The sequence below is a fragment of the Variovorax sp. LjRoot84 genome, from assembly GCF_964254305.1.
Classification (GTDB): domain Bacteria; phylum Pseudomonadota; class Gammaproteobacteria; order Burkholderiales; family Burkholderiaceae_C; genus Variovorax.
Genome location: NZ_CAXUTE020000001.1, coordinates 1,689,786 through 1,704,620, shown reverse-complemented (window position 1 = coordinate 1,704,620; position 14,835 = coordinate 1,689,786). Strand labels below are relative to the sequence as shown.

The window sequence follows — 14,835 nt, the reverse complement described above, 5'->3', positions numbered from 1 at the left end:
TCTCTTCTTTCTTCGATTCGTATTCAGTGGCCAGCGGCAACGCCATCGATCTCGCGCCATGCGGAGGCGATGTTCTCGAGCAGCGCCTCGGCTTCGTCGAGCGCTTGCGCATCGTTGTGCAGGTTGGCCTGCAGCAGGCGCCGGATGACGTAGTCGTAGAGCGCCGACAGATTGGCGACCAGGCCCTCGCCGGCCGCCCCGGCCGCCTTGGCGTCGAGGCTGGCCTTGAGGCCGTTGTCGACGATGCCGACCGCCTTGGAGATCGCGTTGCCCTTGGCCGCGACATCGCCGCTCGCCATGTGGTGCCGCGCCATGCCGATGGCCGTGACGGCGCCGTCGAACAGCATGCAGATGAGCTGGTGCGGCGACGCGCTCATCGCTTGCGTTTCCACGCCGAGGCGTGCATAGGCGTTGGCGCCGGTTCTGAAGGTGTGGGGTGTGTACATGCGCTGCTCCGCGTGGGGCTTAGTTGTCGCTGCTCATGCTCGCGAACTGCTGCGTGAGGTAGCTGCTGGTGCTGTTCATCTTGCTGACCAGCAGATCCAGTTGGGTGAACTGCGCGCGGTAGTACTCGACCTTGGCATCCACGCGCGCCTGCATGTCGGTGTACTGCTCGTCGAGCTGCTTGAGCGAGGTGTTGATGCCGTCGGTCGCCACCTTGAGCACGCCGCCGGCGGAAGTGGCCTTGGTCACCAGCGCGTCGAGCTGCTTGCCGTAGCCGGTGGTGCTGCTGGTCGCGCTCGAGAAGAGCTTGGAGACGCCGTCCAGGTTGGTGGCGAGCGCGCTCTTGAGCTTGTCCGAGTCGACGCTCATGGTGCCGTCCTTCTGGAAGCTCACGCCGATCTGCGACAGCATCGTCAGGTCGCCCGTGCCGCCGGCCTGCGGCGAGGTGAGCGTGTTGCGGATGCTGGTCTGGAGATTGCGCAAGGTCGAATCGCCGACCAGCGCCGCGGCCGTCTTCTTGTCGGTGTCGAAGGTGGTCAGCGTGCTGGCCGTGCTCTGCAGGGCGTTGTAGGCCTTGACGAAATCGTTGATCGCCGTCTCGACCGAGGCCGTGTCGCACGCCACGCTCAGCGTGCTGGTGCCGGTCTTCAGCACGGTCAGCGTCGTGCCCTGGATCGATTCCTTCACGGTGTTGCTCGCGCTCGTGACGGCGATGCCGTTGACCGTGAGCTCGGCGTTCTGCGCCTGCACCGTCTGCTGCAGGTTCTGCGTGCCTGCCGGATCATGATTCAGCAGGTTCGCCAGCGCCGCGTCGCCGACCACGGAGACGCGCATGCTCGAGGCCTTGCCGGTCTCGGTCGATGTCAGCACCAGCCGGTTGGGCGTGCCGCTGCCGTCGTTCACGATGCTCGCCGTCACGCCGGCCTTGGCGGCGTTGACCGCGTCGCGGATGCCCTCGAGCGTGTTGTGCGCCGCATCGATGGTGATCGGCACTGCCGTGCGGCTCGCGTCCGGCGTGAAGCCCGCGCCCGTGTACTTGCCGCTCGCCGCGTCGTAGCTGCCGCCGGCGATGGTGCCGAAGTCGATCGTGATGGTGCCGGTGCCGATGGCCGTCTTGGCGCTCGCCTGCCCGGCCGCCACCACCGACTGCGCCTGCGCGAGCTGGGCGACGTTGATGTTGTAGATGCCGGCCGCTGCCGTGTTGCCGGCACTCGCGGACATCACGTCAGTGGCGCTGGAGGTGGCTTTCACGCCCAGGAAGAAGGCCGGGTCCGACAGCTTCTTGGCCGCCGTCTGCAGCGTGCCGAGCGCGCTCTGCAGCTGGCCGTAGGCCGACAGCTTGCTCGTGTAGCTGACCTGGCGCTGCTGCAGCAGCACCAGCGGCTGGCTCTCCGCCGTTTCGAGGTTGGTGAGCAGGCTGCTCAGGTCGAGGTTGGAGCCGATGCCGAGACTGCTGATCGATGCCATGAATGAATTCCTGTTTCTAATGAGTGCGACAAACGCATGCCTGTGGCCCACGATGGCCGAACCCCCGGCCGGCGAAGCCAGGCCCCTTCGGGGAACACCGCGGAACCGGCTTTGCCGGGCCGCTGGTGTTGCCCCCGGTGAGGGGGTTGGAGGCCACACGAAGTGGGCAAGCCTGGGGGTGGTTCATATCAAGCCGACTGGCTCACCAGCAGGCCGGGCGCCTTGCCCAGCACCTTGGCGATGCGCACCACTTCCTCGGTCGGGATCTGGCGAATGACTTCGCCGCTCGCCCGGTCGACCACCTTGACGATGACCTTGTCGGTGTCCTGGTCCACCTCGAACTGCAGGCCGACCGAGCGGCTCTGCAGCGAGGCATTGACCTCGCGCACCGCGTGTTCGACCTGCGTCGGCGTCGCGGCCTCCACGGCATCGGCCGCGGTGGTCGCGCCCTCCGGCGATGCCGCTGCGCCCGCGCCGATCGGCCGGCCCGAGAGCATCTGCACCCACCACTGGCCGTTGTCTGCTGCCGGAGCTACGGGGATCGACATGGTCTTCACCTTTGGTTGCTTGCTTCGCTGTCGTCTGCGGCCTGGCCAGGACCAGGCCGCAGAGAACAGCGCAGGCGCTGTCGGGCTTTCGCCCGGACGCCTGCGATGGTTCCTTCTTCGATTAACGCAGGAGGGACAGCACGTTTTGCGTGGTCTGGTTGGCCTGGGCCAGCACCGAGGTACCGGCTTGCTGGAGGATCTGCGCGCGGGTCATGTTCGACACTTCGGTCGCGTAGTCGGCGTCTTCGATGCGCGAACGCGAAGAAGACAGGTTGGTCACCGTGGTGCCGAGGTTGGCGATCGTCGAGTCGAAACGGTTCTGAACCGCACCCAGCGAGCTGCGCAGGTCGTCGACCATCTTGAGCGCTGCGTCGAGCTTCTTCATCGGGTCGACCGAAGCCGCACCCGTGAATTCGGCCGTGGCGCCGGCGCCGCTCAGCACGATGTCGGTGGCGGTGTTGTCGAAGTCGGTCCCGCCTGCACCGCCGTTGGCCAGCGCGCCTGCGCCGACGCTGAAGTTCTTGCCTTGCACGGCCACGTAGGCGGTGGTGGCGCCGGTGGAATCGACACCGACCTTGACGAGCTGGTCGGCCAGCGTCACGGCAGCGGTCACGCCGTTGGACGGATCGGTGAAGTCGATGTCGGCGACGTTCAGCGTCACGGCACCGGTGGCATCGGCGACCGACGCGGCATAGAAGCTGTCACCCGACTTGACCACGAAGTTGGCCGTGGCGGCGCCGGTGGCGTCCTTCACGTTGTGCAGGCTCAACGAGCTCGCAGCGACGCCCAGGGACGTGGCAGCAGCGCTCAGATCGACAGCGGCAGGCGTGGCAGCCAGGTTGGTCTGCGTGATGGCCTCGCTCACGGGGAGAGCGTTGTTGCTCACCGAGAAGCCGCCGAGGCCGAGCGTCGTCGAGTCGATCTGCTTGAGGTCGATCTTGATGGTTTCGCCGTCGTTGGCACCGACTTGCACGGTCAGCGGCTTCGCGCCGGCCGACAGAACCTTCACGCCGTTGAAATCGGTCTGTGCCGAGACACGGTCGATTTCGCTCATGCGCTGGGTGATTTCGTCCTGGATCGACTTCAGGTCGCTGGCCGAGTTGCTGCCGTTGGCGGCTTGCACGGCGAGTTCGCGAACGCGCTGCAGGTTGTTGTTCACTTCCTTCAGTGCGCCTTCCGTCGTTTGCGCCAGCGAGATGCCGTCGTTGGCATTGCGCTGGGCTTGCGACAGGCCCTTGATGTTCGCCGTGAAGCGATTGGCGATCGCCTGGCCGGCCGCGTCGTCCTTGGCACCGTTGATCCGCAGGCCCGAAGACAGGCGCTGGATCGCGGTGTTCAACGACGACTGCGACGCGTTGAGGTTGTTCTGCGTGAGCAGCGAGAGACTATTGGTGTTGATGACTTGCGCCATGTTCGACTCCTGTAGACAAAGGTTGTGGACTTCGGCCAATGGCCGCAACGCTGGACCCGCTTCCCACCTTGAGACTCAAGCCATCGTTGGATTAGTTATCGGCAGGGCTTTCCAAACATTTAGGCCGGTGCGCCAAAAAGATGCGCGCGGCCCTTTCCACAACCTTCAGGGCTCAAGCGGGCAGGTTCATCACTTCCTGATAGGCGGCCACCAGCCGGTTGCGCACCTGCAGCCCGGTCTGGAAAGCCACGTTGGCCTTCTGCAGGTCGACCATGACATCGTTGAGCGCCACGCCCGGACGCCCCATCTCGAAGGCCTCGGCCTGGCCGTAAGCCTTGGTCTGCGCCGTGCTGATGTTGTCGAGCGAGCGCCGGAGTTCGGCTGCGAAGCCGCCCGGCTGGGCCGCCTCGGCGGCGGGCGGCGTGAAGCCGGACCGGAGCGCGGTGACCCGCATCTGCTGCAGGACGGACTCGATGGCGGCAATCGACATGAGCAAACCTTTTCTCTTCTAGAACTTCCGTATTGACAAAGGAAGCGCCAAGGCACTTCCGCGTGTTTTCAGCGTATCAGCCAAGGCCGCCGGCAGATGCGCCCAACTGACGGCAAAACCCGCGGTTGTTCGACCAATCGAATCCGCACCGGCTGCCGAGAATCGACTGCGAACAAGAAAGCCTGCTGACGACATCAACGGCCCTGCGGCATGACTCCTCCACATCGACGACTCTCTTTCCTCTCCATGAATCCGGCGCGGCCGGCCGCGCCGGAGGCGCGCACATGAGTGCGACGGCGCCCGCGGGCGCCGCGCCGACGGCGCCGGCCCTCCCGCCTCTCATGGAACGGATGCGCGCGCAGCCGAAGCTGCCGCTGATCGTCGGCGCCGCCGCGGTGGTCGCGGCCGCCGCGGCCTTCATGCTCTGGAGCCGCGCGCCCGACTACAAGGTGCTCTACACCAACGTCTCGGACCGCGACGGCGGCGCGATCATCGCGTCGCTCACGCAGATGAACGTGCCCTACAAGTTCGCCGAAGGCGGCGGCGCGATCCTGATCGCCGGCGACAAAGTGCCTGAAGTGCGCCTCAAGCTCGCGGCCCAGGGCCTGCCCAAGGGCGGCGGCGTCGGCTTCGAACTGATGGACAACCAGAAGTTCGGCACCAGCCAGTTCGCCGAACAGGTCAACTACCAGCGCGGGCTCGAAGGCGAGCTCGCGCGCTCCATCGAATCGATAGCCACGGTCGAGTCGGCGCGCGTGCACCTGGCGCTGCCCAAGCCCTCGCTCTTCGTGCGCGACCAGAAGAAGCCTTCCGCCTCGGTGGTGCTGAGCCTGCACCGCGGCCGCAGCATCGACGAAGGCCAGGTCAGCGCCATCGTCCACATGATCTCCAGCAGCGTGCCCGAGCTCGACGCCAAGAGCGTGACGGTGGTCGACCAGCGCGGCAACCTGCTGTCGGCGGCCAATGCCGGCGCGCGCGGCCTGGACGTGAGCCAGCTCAAGTACGCGCAGGAGATCGAGCAGGGCTACATCCGCCGCATCGAGGCCATCCTGCAGCCCATCGTCGGCGCAAGCAATGTGCGGGCGCAGGTCGCGGCCGACATCGACTTCTCGGTGGTCGAACGCACCGACGAGAAATACAGCCCCAACCAGGATCCGCGCAATGCCGCGGTCCGCAGCCAGCAATCGAGCGAATCGAGCCAGCACGGCACGACGCCCCCGGGCGGCGTACCGGGCGCGCTGTCGAACCAGCCGCCGACCACGCCGAACGCGCCGATCACAGCGCCGCGGCCCGGCACCGCCGCGACGCCGCCCGCGGCCGCATCGACGACCACGACGGCCACCAGCACGGCGCACGGCGCGCCCTCCAGCCTGCGCAAGGACACGACGACCAACTACGAGCTCGACCGCTCGATCCGCCATGTGCAGCAGGGCGCCGGCGCGGTCAAGCGCCTGTCGGTGGCGGTGGTCGTGAACAACCGCGAGGGCGCGGACGGCAAGGCCGGCGCGCGCGCGCTCGCGCCGGCAGAGATCGAGCAGATCCGCAACCTGGTCAAGGAAGCCATGGGCTACAGCCAGGAGCGCGGCGACTCGCTCAACGTGGTCAACAGCGCCTTCGCCCGCGAGGGCCACGATGAAGCGGCACGGGACGTGCCGAACTGGCGCGACCCCGAGAACATCGAGCTCGCCAAGACCGTCGGGCAGTACCTGCTGCTCGCCGCCCTCGCCCTCTTCGCCTGGTTCGCCGTGCTGCGGCCGCTGCTGCGCAAGCACCTGGCACCGCCGGCAGCGCCCGCTTCCGCCGAACCGGCACAGAAGGCCATGGCCGCCGGCGGCGATCCCGACGACGCCGGCTCCGCGCAGGAAAGCGCACGCCAGCGCGAAGCCGAGCGCCAGAAGGCCGACCTCGACTACGCCCACCAGACCGCCGACAGCGATCCGCGGCTGGTGGCCACGCTGATCAAGCATTGGATGAACCCATGAGCAATATCAACTTGGGAACCCGCAAGGCCGCGATCCTGCTGATGTCGCTGGGCGAGGACCGTGCCGCCGCCACGCTGCACCACCTGCCCACCACCGAGGTACAGGCGCTGGGCGTCGCGATGGCCAAGCTGAGCCAGGTGTCCAAGGAAGAGCTGGCGGCCGTGCTGTCCGAGTTCCGCATGGAGACCGAGCAGCTCTCGGCCCTGCACCTGGGTTCAGGCAGCTACATCCGCGCGGTGCTGCGCAAGGCGCTGGGCGACGACCGCGCCAGCAACCTGCTCGAAGACATCCTGCAGCCCGACGAGCCGCACGGCGGCATCGAGCGGCTCAACGATCTCGAGGCCGGCGAAGTGGTGGAACTGATCCGCGACGAGCATCCGCAGATCCTCGCCACGCTCTTGGTGCACCTGGATCGCAAGAAGGCTTCGGAAGTGCTGGAGAAGCTGCCGGTGCGCCTGCGCCACGACGTGATCATGCGCGTGGCCACCTTCGGCGGCGTGCAGCCGGCGGCGCTGGCCGAGCTGACCGACGTGCTGACCGAGATGCTCTCCGGCGAAGGCCTGAAGCGCAGCCGCCTTGGCGGTGTGCGCACCGCCGCCGAGATCGTCAACCTCATGAACAGCGCGCAGGAAGACGAGGCCATCGCCCACGTGCGCGAGCACGACGAGGCCCTCGCGCAGCGCATCCTCGAAGAGATGTTCGTGTTCGAGAACCTGCTCGATCTCGAGGACCGCTTCATCCAGCGCCTGCTCAAGGACATCGAATCCGATTCGCTCATCGTCGCGCTCAAGGGCTCGGCGCAGGAGCTGCGCGACAAGTTCCTGCGGAACATGTCGCAGCGCGCCGCCGAGACGCTGCGCGAGGACATCGAGCTGCGCGGCCCGGTGCGGGTCTCGCAGGTCGAAGCCGAGCAGAAGGCCATCCTGCAGGTGGTGCGCCGCCTTGCCGATTCGGGCGAGATCACAGTCGCTGCGCCGGGAACCGATGACTTCGTCTAGCCACTCCTCCTTCGGCGCCCGTGCACGGCTGTCCGCAGCCTATGCGCCAACGCGGCCGGCCACGCCGTCCAAGCCGGTGCTCTCCGCCTGGCAGCGCTGGGAAATGGGCACGCTGAATGAAGACGCCGCGCCGCCGCAGCACGTTGTCGAAGCCGCCAACGCGCAGCGCATCGATCCCGCGGCGCTGGCGCGCGACGCCGAACTCGAACGCCTGCGCCTCGAAGCGCGCGCCGCGGGCGAAGCCGAAGGCCGCCGCGAAGGCTGGGCACAGGGCCATGCCGAGGGCCGCACCGCCGGCCTGGCCTCGGGCCTGGCCGCCGCCAGCGCGCACGCCGAGCAGCTGCGCGCGCTGGCCGCCACGCTGCCGGACGCACTGCGCCGCGCCGAGAGCGAACTGGCCGATGCCATTCTCACGCTCGCGCTCGACGTGGCCCGCCAGGTGGTGCACCGCACCTTGCGCGCCGAGCCCGAATGGGTGCTGCCGCTGGTGCAGGACCTGCTGCATGCCGAGCCTGCACTGCAGGGCGAGCCGCGCCTGCTGCTGCATCCCGAGGACGTGGCGCTGGTCAAGAACAGCCTGGGCAACGAACTGCAGATCGCCGGTTGGCAGGTGCGCGCCGACGACACGCTGGCGCGCGGCGGCTGCCGCGTCCAGTCCGCCAGCGGCGAGATGGATGCCAGCCTCGAAACCCGCTGGAAGAGCGTGACTGCCGCATTGCACCGCGATGTGGATGCGCTGGACATCTGATGTCGACGCTCGCACCCAACCCCCATCTGCAATCCTGGCGCGGCATGCTCGCCCAGGCGCGCAGCGAGGTCAGCCACTGCACGACCACCACCCACTCGGGCCGACTGACCCGCGCGGTGGGCCTGGTGCTTGAAGCCGTGGGCCTGCAGCTGCCCGTGGGCAGCGACTGCCTGATCGAGCTGCCGCCCGGCTATCCGCAGCGCCATGCCGAAGCCGAGGTGGTGGGCTTCGCCGGCGATCGCCTGTTCCTGATGCCGCAGAGCGAAGTGGCGGGCCTCTTGCCCGGTGCGCGCGTCTTCGCGCGGCCCGGCACGGGCGGGCCCGGCGCCGGCGGCGAGTCGCACACCAAGCGGCTGCCGGTCGGCGAAGGCATGCTCGGCCGCGTGGTCGATGCGGCCGGCCGCCCGCTCGACGGGCTCGGTCCGCTCGACATCGCCCGCAAGGTGCCGCTCTCCTCGCCGCCGGTCAATCCGCTCTCGCGCGCGCCCATCGACTCGGTGCTCGACGTCGGCGTGCGCGCCATCAACGCCATGCTCACCGTCGGCCGCGGCCAGCGCATGGGCCTGTTCGCGGGCTCCGGTGTGGGCAAGAGCGTGCTGCTCGGGATGATGGCGCGCTACACCAGCGCCGAGGTGATCGTGGTCGGCCTGATCGGCGAACGCGGCCGCGAGGTGAAGGACTTCATCGAGAACACGCTGGGCGAGGAAGGCCTGGCCCGCGCGGTGGTGGTCGCCGCGCCGGCCGACAACTCGCCGCTCTTGCGCCTGCAGGGCGCGGCCTATGCGACCTGCCTGGCCGAGTACTTCCGCGACCAGGGCAAGGACGTGCTCTTGATCATGGATTCGCTCACCCGCTACGCGATGGCGCAGCGCGAGATCGCGCTGGCCGTGGGCGAGCCGCCGGCCACCAAGGGCTACCCGCCTTCGGTGTTCGCGAAGCTGCCCGCGCTGGTGGAGCGTGCCGGCAACGGCGCGCGCGATGCACAAGGCCGCGGCGGATCCATCACCGCCTTCTACACCGTGCTGTCCGAAGGCGACGATCAGCAGGACCCGATCGCCGATTCGGCGCGCGCCATCCTCGACGGCCACGTGGTGCTCTCGCGCGCGCTGGCCGAGGCCGGCCACTACCCGGCCATCGACATCGAGGCTTCCATCAGCCGCGCGATGACCGCGCTGATTCCACCCTCGCAGTTCGAGACCGTGCGCCGCTTCAAGCAGATGCTCTCGCGCTACCAGCGCAACCGCGACCTGATCAGCGTCGGCGCCTATGCGGCCGGCCACGACCTGCAGCTGGACCAGGCGATCGCGATGTATCCCAAGATCGAAGCCTTCCTGCAGCAGGCGATGCACGAGCGCGCCGACTACGCGGGCTCGATCGCGCACATCACCGGTTTGTTCGAAAGCAAATAGGACCTGTTATGTCCAAGAAGCTCCCCTTCGACACCCTGACCGAACTGGCCCGCACGCAGAAGGAAGAGGCCGCGCGGCGCCTGGGTGCCTTGCAGAGCGCGCAGGTCAGCGCGCACCAGAAACTGGACCTGCTGCTGCAATACCGCCAGGACTACAGCCACCAGCTTCAGCTGCGGATGGAGAGCGGCCTGCCCGCCTCGCAGTGGCGCAACTACCGCAACTTCCTCAGCACGCTCGACGGCGCCATCGAGCAGCAACGCGCCATCGCCGTCCAGACGAATGTCCGGCTCGACCATGGCCGTGGCGACTGGCAGCACCATGCGCGCCGCCTCAACTCCTTCGACACCCTGGCCGACCGCCTGCGTCGCCAGGAAGCGATGGTGCAGGCCAAGCGCGAACAGCGCGACAGCGACGAGCGCGCGGCGCGCAAGTTCATCGACCGCGCGGCGCATTCGAGCCCCTGATCTCATCTACCTGGAACCGCCATGTCCACCTTCATCGCTCCCTCTGCCGGCCCGGCCGCGCCCAGCCAGCCGCTCACATCCTCCGGCCTGCGCGGCCGCCCGGCCGACGAGCCGCAGGGACAGCGCTTCGGCGAGGTGCTCGAGCGCTCGCGCGCCGCCGGTACGCGGAAGTCCGAGGCATCGCCGGACGCAGCGCCTGCCGAGGCCGCTGCGCTTCCGAAGCCGGAGCGCGGCGCGGACAAGAAGGACGAGCTCGTCTCCGATCTGCTGGCCTTCGCACTGTTCGCGCCCGCGCCGGTCGCGGCTCAACCGACGGCCGTGGCGACGCCCGCCGCCGGCCTGCCGAGCGAAGCCAAGGCAGAGGTGTCGATGGCAACGGATGTTGCCCAAGACCCCTTGCTTGCGCAGACGCCGCCGGCGACCGCCCTGACCGAAGCCGACACCGAAGCAGCAGCCAAGACCCTCCCCGCAACGCAAGACGCAGGCCCGGAGGCGAAAACGCTTCCTGCACAAGCAGCTGCGGCACAGGTCGACACCGCCAAGGCGCTGCCCGTGGCAGCGGATGCGAGCGTTGCCGACGCCGCCGCGCCGGCAGCCGTCGCTGCAACACCGCTGCCGCCGGCCGCGAGCGCCCTCGCCTCGGCGAAAGCCCCGGCCGCCGGCACGGCCGCGCAACAGCAGGCCAAGGCATCGCCCGCGCTGCCCTCCGTCGACGAGACGAAGACGGTGCCGGCTGCCGCGACGAGCACCGAGCGTGCCGATGCAGCCGCAGCGCAGAGCCCGGCATCCCCGACTCTGGTCCCCACATCGACGTCTTTCATGCCGCAGGCGGTGGAGCGCGCCAGCGCACCCGCCGGCCCCACACCCGTGTTGACCGTCGCACCGCCGGTCGGCAGCGACGAATGGGGCCCGGCCATCGGCCAGCAGATGCTGCGCATGAGCACCGGCGGCCATCAGGTGGCCGAGCTCAACCTCAACCCGGCCGGCCTCGGCCCGCTCAAGGTCACGCTCAGTCTCGGCGACAACCAGGCGCAGGCCATGTTCGTGTCGGCCCATGAATCCGTTCGCAAGGCCGTCGAGGCCGCGCTGCCGCAATTGCGCAGCACGCTCGCCGAGCAGGGCATCAGCCTGGGCCAGACCTCGGTCGGTGCCGAGTCGCGGCCCTGGGCCGGACAAGGCGGCGGCTTCGGCCAGCCGCAGCAGCAGCCCTCGTCCTCGCGGCAGGCGGCGTATCCCGGGCGCGCGGACACGGGCACCGATGCCGTTGCGCCTCGCATGCCTGTGGCCGCGCGCAGTACCGGCCGCGCCGGACTCGATACCTTCGCCTGAAACGCGAGATCTGAGGCCCTTTCCCCCGCTTGATCGGCGCTTCGCTTGCGCGTGCGCCGGCCAAGAATAGACCGAATCGTTTTGCAGCAGCTCCCACCCATGGCCACCAGTCCCTCACTCACCCAAGTCGCTCCCTCCGCCCCGCGCTCGTCGAAGCTGCTGATCGGGCTGCTGATCGCCGTCGGCCTGTGCGCCCTCGGCGGCGGCGGTTATGCCTTGAGCCGCAGCAACCTCTTCGCACGCGAAGCCGCCGCGCCGGTGCCGCAGAAGCCCATCTTCGTCACGCTCGAACCGCTGACCGTCAACGTGCAGTCCGAAGGCCGCGGGCGCTTCCTGCACATCGGCATGGCGCTCAAGGTGCGCGACGAGCAGGCCAAGACGCAGATCGTCGAATCCATGCCCGAGCTGCGCAGCCGGTTGCTGCTGCTGCTGTCAAACCGCCAGCCCGAGTCGCTGCTGTCCACTCAGGACAAGGCCCGGCTGGCCGAGGAGATCCGCGCCGAGCTCAACAAGCCGCTCGGTCCCAACCTGCCCGCGCAGGACATCTCCAGCGTTTCCTTCAACACCTTCGTGGTGCAGTAAGGGTCTCCTGGCATGGCCTATGAACAGGTGCTCTCGCAGGACGAGGTCGATGCGCTGCTGCAAGGCGTCACCGGCGGAGCCGTCGACCAGACCCGCGCGCCCACGCCGGCTACCGACGGCCTGCCGGCCTACGACCTCGGTGCGCCCGACCGCGTGGTGCGCAGCCGCATGCACACGCTGGAGGTCATCAACGAGCGTTTCGCGCGCCATCTGCGCAGCTCCTTGCTGAACTTCATGCGGCGCAGCGCCGACATCTCGGTCGGGCCGGTGCAGATCCAGCAGTACGGCGAGTTCGTGCGCCACCTGCCGGTGCCGACCAACATCAACATGCTGCACTTCAAGCCGCTGCGCGGCACCGCACTGATCGTGTTCGATCCGAAGCTGGTGTTCCTGGTGGTGGACAACCTGTTCGGCAGCGACGGCCGCTACCACGTGCGCGTGGAAGGGCGCGACTTCACGCGCACCGAGCAGCGCATCATCAAGCGCCTGCTGAACCTCACGCTGCAGTGCTACGGCGACGCCTGGCAGCCGGTGTTTCCGCTCGCCTTCGACTACGTGCGCGCCGAGATGCACGGCAAGCTGGCCAACATCGTCGCGCCCAACGAGGTGGTGATCACCACCACGCTGCAGGTCGAGTTCGGCCCGGTCGGCGGCTTCGTGCACGTGTGCATCCCCTACTCGATGATCGAGCCGATCCGCGACCTGCTGTCCAACCCGGTGCAGGACGAGATCGAGGTCGACAAGCGCTGGGTCAAGCAGATGTCGCAGCAGATGCAGAGCGCCGACGTCGAGCTCAGCGCCGACTTCGTGACCATCCCCTCGACCATCGGCGAGCTGATGAAGCTGCAGGTCGGCGACGTACTGCCGATCGAGCTGCCGAGCTCCGTCGTCGCGCGCGTCGACGGCATTCCGGTGATGGAGTGCGGCTTCGGCGTCTCGAACGAACGCTATGCGCTGCGCGTGCAACAGATGATCTCCCACCAAGACAGCGATCTGAAGAACGACCATGACTGACAACACTCCTTCCAGCAGCGATGCGGACGACTGGGCCAGCGCGCTGGCCGAGCAGACCGCGGCCTCCGCGCCTGCGCCCCTGCAGGCCGCCGCACCCGCACCCGTGGCGGCGCCGGCCGGCGCACAGGTCTTCCAGCCGATCCAGAACGCGCCGACGGCCCACAGCTCGCCGGTCGACATCGAACGCATCCTCGATGTGCCGGTGCAGCTCACGGCCGAGATCGGCCGCACGCGCATCACCATCAAGAACCTGCTGCAGCTCTCGCAGGGTTCGGTGGTCGAGCTCGACGGCCTGGCCGGCCAGCCGCTGGACGTGCTGATCAACGGCTACCTGATCGCACAGGGCGAGGTGGTGGTGGTGAACGAGAAGTACGGCATCCGCCTGACCGACATCGTCACGCCCTCCGAGCGCATGCAGAAGCTCAGCCGCTCATGATTCCTTGCAGGCGACCGCTGCGGGCCGCGGCCTCTCTTCTCGCGTGGGCATGCACGCTGCCGGCGCGCGCGGCGCTGCCCACCGTGCCGACACCCGCCGCCGAGGCCGCGCCGGCAGTCGGCGCCTCCGGCCTGCTGCAGGCCGGCTTCGGCATGCTGGTGGTGCTCGCGCTGATTTTTGCGTGCGCATGGATGGCACGCCGCTTCGGCCTGCAGCGCTTCGGCGGCGGCAATCTCGTGAAGGTGCTGTCGAGCTCCATGGTCGGCCAGCGCGAGCGCGTGGTGGTGGTGGAAGTGGGTGCGACCTGGCTGGTGCTGGGCGTCACGGCCAGCCAGATCAACACCCTGCACACGCTGCCGGCGCAAGCCGTGGCCTCGGCGCCGGCGGCCACGCCGCTGGATGCGAGAACCTCCCAGGCGCTCGGCCTGTTCGCGCAGAAGCTGCGCGAATCGCTCGGCGTCAGGCCGCGGCCGGGAGAATGATGCAGGGCCACCGTCGTCGTTGCCTGCGTCGCGCGGGCCTACTGCTGGCGCTCGTGCTGCCTGCACTGCCGATCGCCGCCTGGGCGCAGGGCCTGCCCGGCCTCGTGAGCACGCCCGGCCCGGGCGGCAGCCAAACCTGGTCGCTGAGCGTGCAGACGCTGGTGCTGCTGACCTCGCTGTCCTTCCTGCCGGCGCTCTTGCTGTGCATGACCAGCTTCACGCGCATCCTCATCGTGCTGGGCTTGCTGCGCACCGCCATCGGCACACAATCGTCGCCGCCCAACCAGATCCTGGTGGGCCTGTCGCTCTTCCTGACCTTCTTCGTGATGTCGCCGGTCTTCGACAAGGTCTACAACGAGGCCTACAAGCCCTTCTCTGAAAACAAGATCAGCGCCGAGCGCGCGCTCGAACGCGGCATCGGCCCCTTCAAGACCTTCATGCTGAAGCAGACCCGCGAGAACGACCTCGCGCTCTTCGCGCGGCTGGCCAAGGTGCCGGCGATGGAAGGACCTGAGGAAGTGCCGCTGCGCATCCTCTTGCCCTCCTTCGTGATCAGCGAGCTGAAGACCGCGTTCCAGATCGGCTTCACCATCTTCATCCCCTTCCTCATCATCGACCTCGTGGTGGCCAGCGTGCTGATGTCGATGGGCATGATGATGGTGCCACCCGCCTCCATCGCGCTGCCCTTCAAGCTGATGCTCTTCGTCATGGCCGACGGCTGGCAGTTGCTGATCGGTGCGCTGGCCGAGAGTTTCTATCTATGACGCCCGAATCCGTCATGGCCATCGGCAGCCAGGCGATCCATGTGTCGCTGCTGCTCGGCGCTCCCCTGCTGCTGGTGGCGCTGGTGGTCGGCCTGGTCATCAGCATCTTCCAGGCCGCCACGCAGATCAACGAAGCCACGCTGTCCTTCATCCCGAAGCTGCTGGCGGTGTTCGCTGTGCTGGTGATCGCCGGGCCCTGGATGCTGGGCCAGATCGTGGACTACATGCGGACGCTGTTCTCGAGCATTCCGCAGCTCGTGACCTAGA

General features: G+C 68.2%; 17 protein-coding genes. 12 read left to right on the top strand and 5 right to left on the bottom strand.

Annotation, left to right across the window (positions count from 1 at the left end; all coding sequences use genetic code 11):
* Positions 1-23 precede the first annotated feature (23 nt).
* From fliS to fliE, 5 genes are all read right to left on the bottom strand, one after another.
* Positions 24-446: a flagellar export chaperone FliS gene (fliS, locus tag ACSQ9I_RS08630; protein WP_093102023.1), complete on the bottom strand. Its 423-nt coding sequence runs from the start codon at positions 444-446 to the stop codon at positions 24-26.
* 19 nt (positions 447-465) lie between these two features.
* A complete protein-coding gene (gene fliD / locus ACSQ9I_RS08625; RefSeq protein ID WP_436312859.1) occupies positions 466-1,911 on the bottom strand; it encodes a flagellar filament capping protein FliD in 1,446 nt (481 codons plus the stop codon).
* A 188-nt stretch (positions 1,912-2,099) separates the two neighbouring features.
* Positions 2,100-2,459, bottom strand: a complete 360-nt coding sequence (locus tag ACSQ9I_RS08620) for a flagellar protein FlaG (protein ID WP_436312858.1) — start codon at positions 2,457-2,459, stop codon at positions 2,100-2,102.
* A 121-nt stretch (positions 2,460-2,580) separates the two neighbouring features.
* Entirely contained in the window at positions 2,581-3,870 is a 1,290-nt protein-coding gene (locus ACSQ9I_RS08615; protein ID WP_093102020.1) for a FliC/FljB family flagellin, read from the bottom strand.
* 172 nt (positions 3,871-4,042) lie between these two features.
* The gene (fliE, locus tag ACSQ9I_RS08610) at positions 4,043-4,360 is read right to left on the bottom strand and encodes a flagellar hook-basal body complex protein FliE (protein ID WP_436312857.1); all 318 of its coding nucleotides are present in this window, start codon (positions 4,358-4,360) and stop codon (positions 4,043-4,045) included.
* A gap of 284 nt (positions 4,361-4,644) precedes the next feature.
* Here fliE and fliF point away from each other — a divergent pair, with 284 nt between their 5' ends.
* The 12 genes from fliF to fliQ all read left to right on the top strand — a co-directional run bounded on the left by fliF (position 4,645) and on the right by fliQ (position 14,834).
* Positions 4,645-6,342 (top strand): flagellar basal-body MS-ring/collar protein FliF, encoded by a 1,698-nt coding sequence (gene fliF, locus ACSQ9I_RS08605; RefSeq protein WP_436312856.1) that lies wholly within the window; start codon positions 4,645-4,647, stop codon positions 6,340-6,342.
* Positions 6,339-7,340 (top strand): flagellar motor switch protein FliG, encoded by a 1,002-nt coding sequence (gene fliG, locus ACSQ9I_RS08600; RefSeq protein WP_093102016.1) that lies wholly within the window; start codon positions 6,339-6,341, stop codon positions 7,338-7,340. The genes fliF and fliG overlap by 4 nt, the downstream gene beginning before the upstream one ends.
* Positions 7,327-8,088 carry a flagellar assembly protein FliH gene (gene fliH / locus ACSQ9I_RS08595; RefSeq protein ID WP_436312855.1) on the top strand — a complete coding sequence of 254 codons (762 nt, stop codon included), beginning with the start codon at positions 7,327-7,329 and terminating at the stop codon, positions 8,086-8,088. The genes fliG and fliH overlap by 14 nt, the downstream gene beginning before the upstream one ends.
* A complete protein-coding gene (fliI, locus tag ACSQ9I_RS08590; RefSeq protein ID WP_436312854.1) occupies positions 8,088-9,497 on the top strand; it encodes a flagellar protein export ATPase FliI in 1,410 nt (469 codons plus the stop codon). The genes fliH and fliI overlap by 1 nt, the downstream gene beginning before the upstream one ends.
* Before the next feature lie 8 nt (positions 9,498-9,505).
* Positions 9,506-9,961, top strand: coding sequence for a flagellar export protein FliJ (gene fliJ / locus ACSQ9I_RS08585; protein ID WP_436312853.1), 456 nt, complete (start codon positions 9,506-9,508; stop codon positions 9,959-9,961).
* Positions 9,962-9,982: 21 nt separating this feature from the next.
* A complete protein-coding gene (locus tag ACSQ9I_RS08580) occupies positions 9,983-11,290 on the top strand; it encodes a flagellar hook-length control protein FliK (protein WP_436312852.1) in 1,308 nt (435 codons plus the stop codon).
* A gap of 99 nt (positions 11,291-11,389) precedes the next feature.
* Entirely contained in the window at positions 11,390-11,872 is a 483-nt protein-coding gene (gene fliL / locus ACSQ9I_RS08575) for a flagellar basal body-associated protein FliL (RefSeq protein WP_436290800.1), read from the top strand.
* Positions 11,873-11,884: 12 nt separating this feature from the next.
* A complete protein-coding gene (gene fliM / locus ACSQ9I_RS08570; protein WP_093102008.1) occupies positions 11,885-12,886 on the top strand; it encodes a flagellar motor switch protein FliM in 1,002 nt (333 codons plus the stop codon).
* Positions 12,879-13,322, top strand: a complete 444-nt coding sequence (fliN, locus tag ACSQ9I_RS08565; RefSeq protein WP_093102006.1) for a flagellar motor switch protein FliN — start codon at positions 12,879-12,881, stop codon at positions 13,320-13,322. The genes fliM and fliN overlap by 8 nt, the downstream gene beginning before the upstream one ends.
* Entirely contained in the window at positions 13,319-13,804 is a 486-nt protein-coding gene (gene fliO / locus ACSQ9I_RS08560) for a flagellar biosynthetic protein FliO (protein ID WP_436312851.1), read from the top strand. The genes fliN and fliO overlap by 4 nt, the downstream gene beginning before the upstream one ends.
* Positions 13,801-14,568, top strand: a complete 768-nt coding sequence (gene fliP, locus ACSQ9I_RS08555) for a flagellar type III secretion system pore protein FliP (protein WP_093102003.1) — start codon at positions 13,801-13,803, stop codon at positions 14,566-14,568. Before fliO ends, fliP begins: the two co-directional genes overlap by 4 nt.
* On the top strand, positions 14,565-14,834 hold the full coding sequence (gene fliQ, locus ACSQ9I_RS08550) for a flagellar biosynthesis protein FliQ (RefSeq protein ID WP_093102001.1): 270 nt from the start codon (positions 14,565-14,567) through the stop codon (positions 14,832-14,834). Before fliP ends, fliQ begins: the two co-directional genes overlap by 4 nt.
* Position 14,835 lies beyond the last annotated feature (1 nt).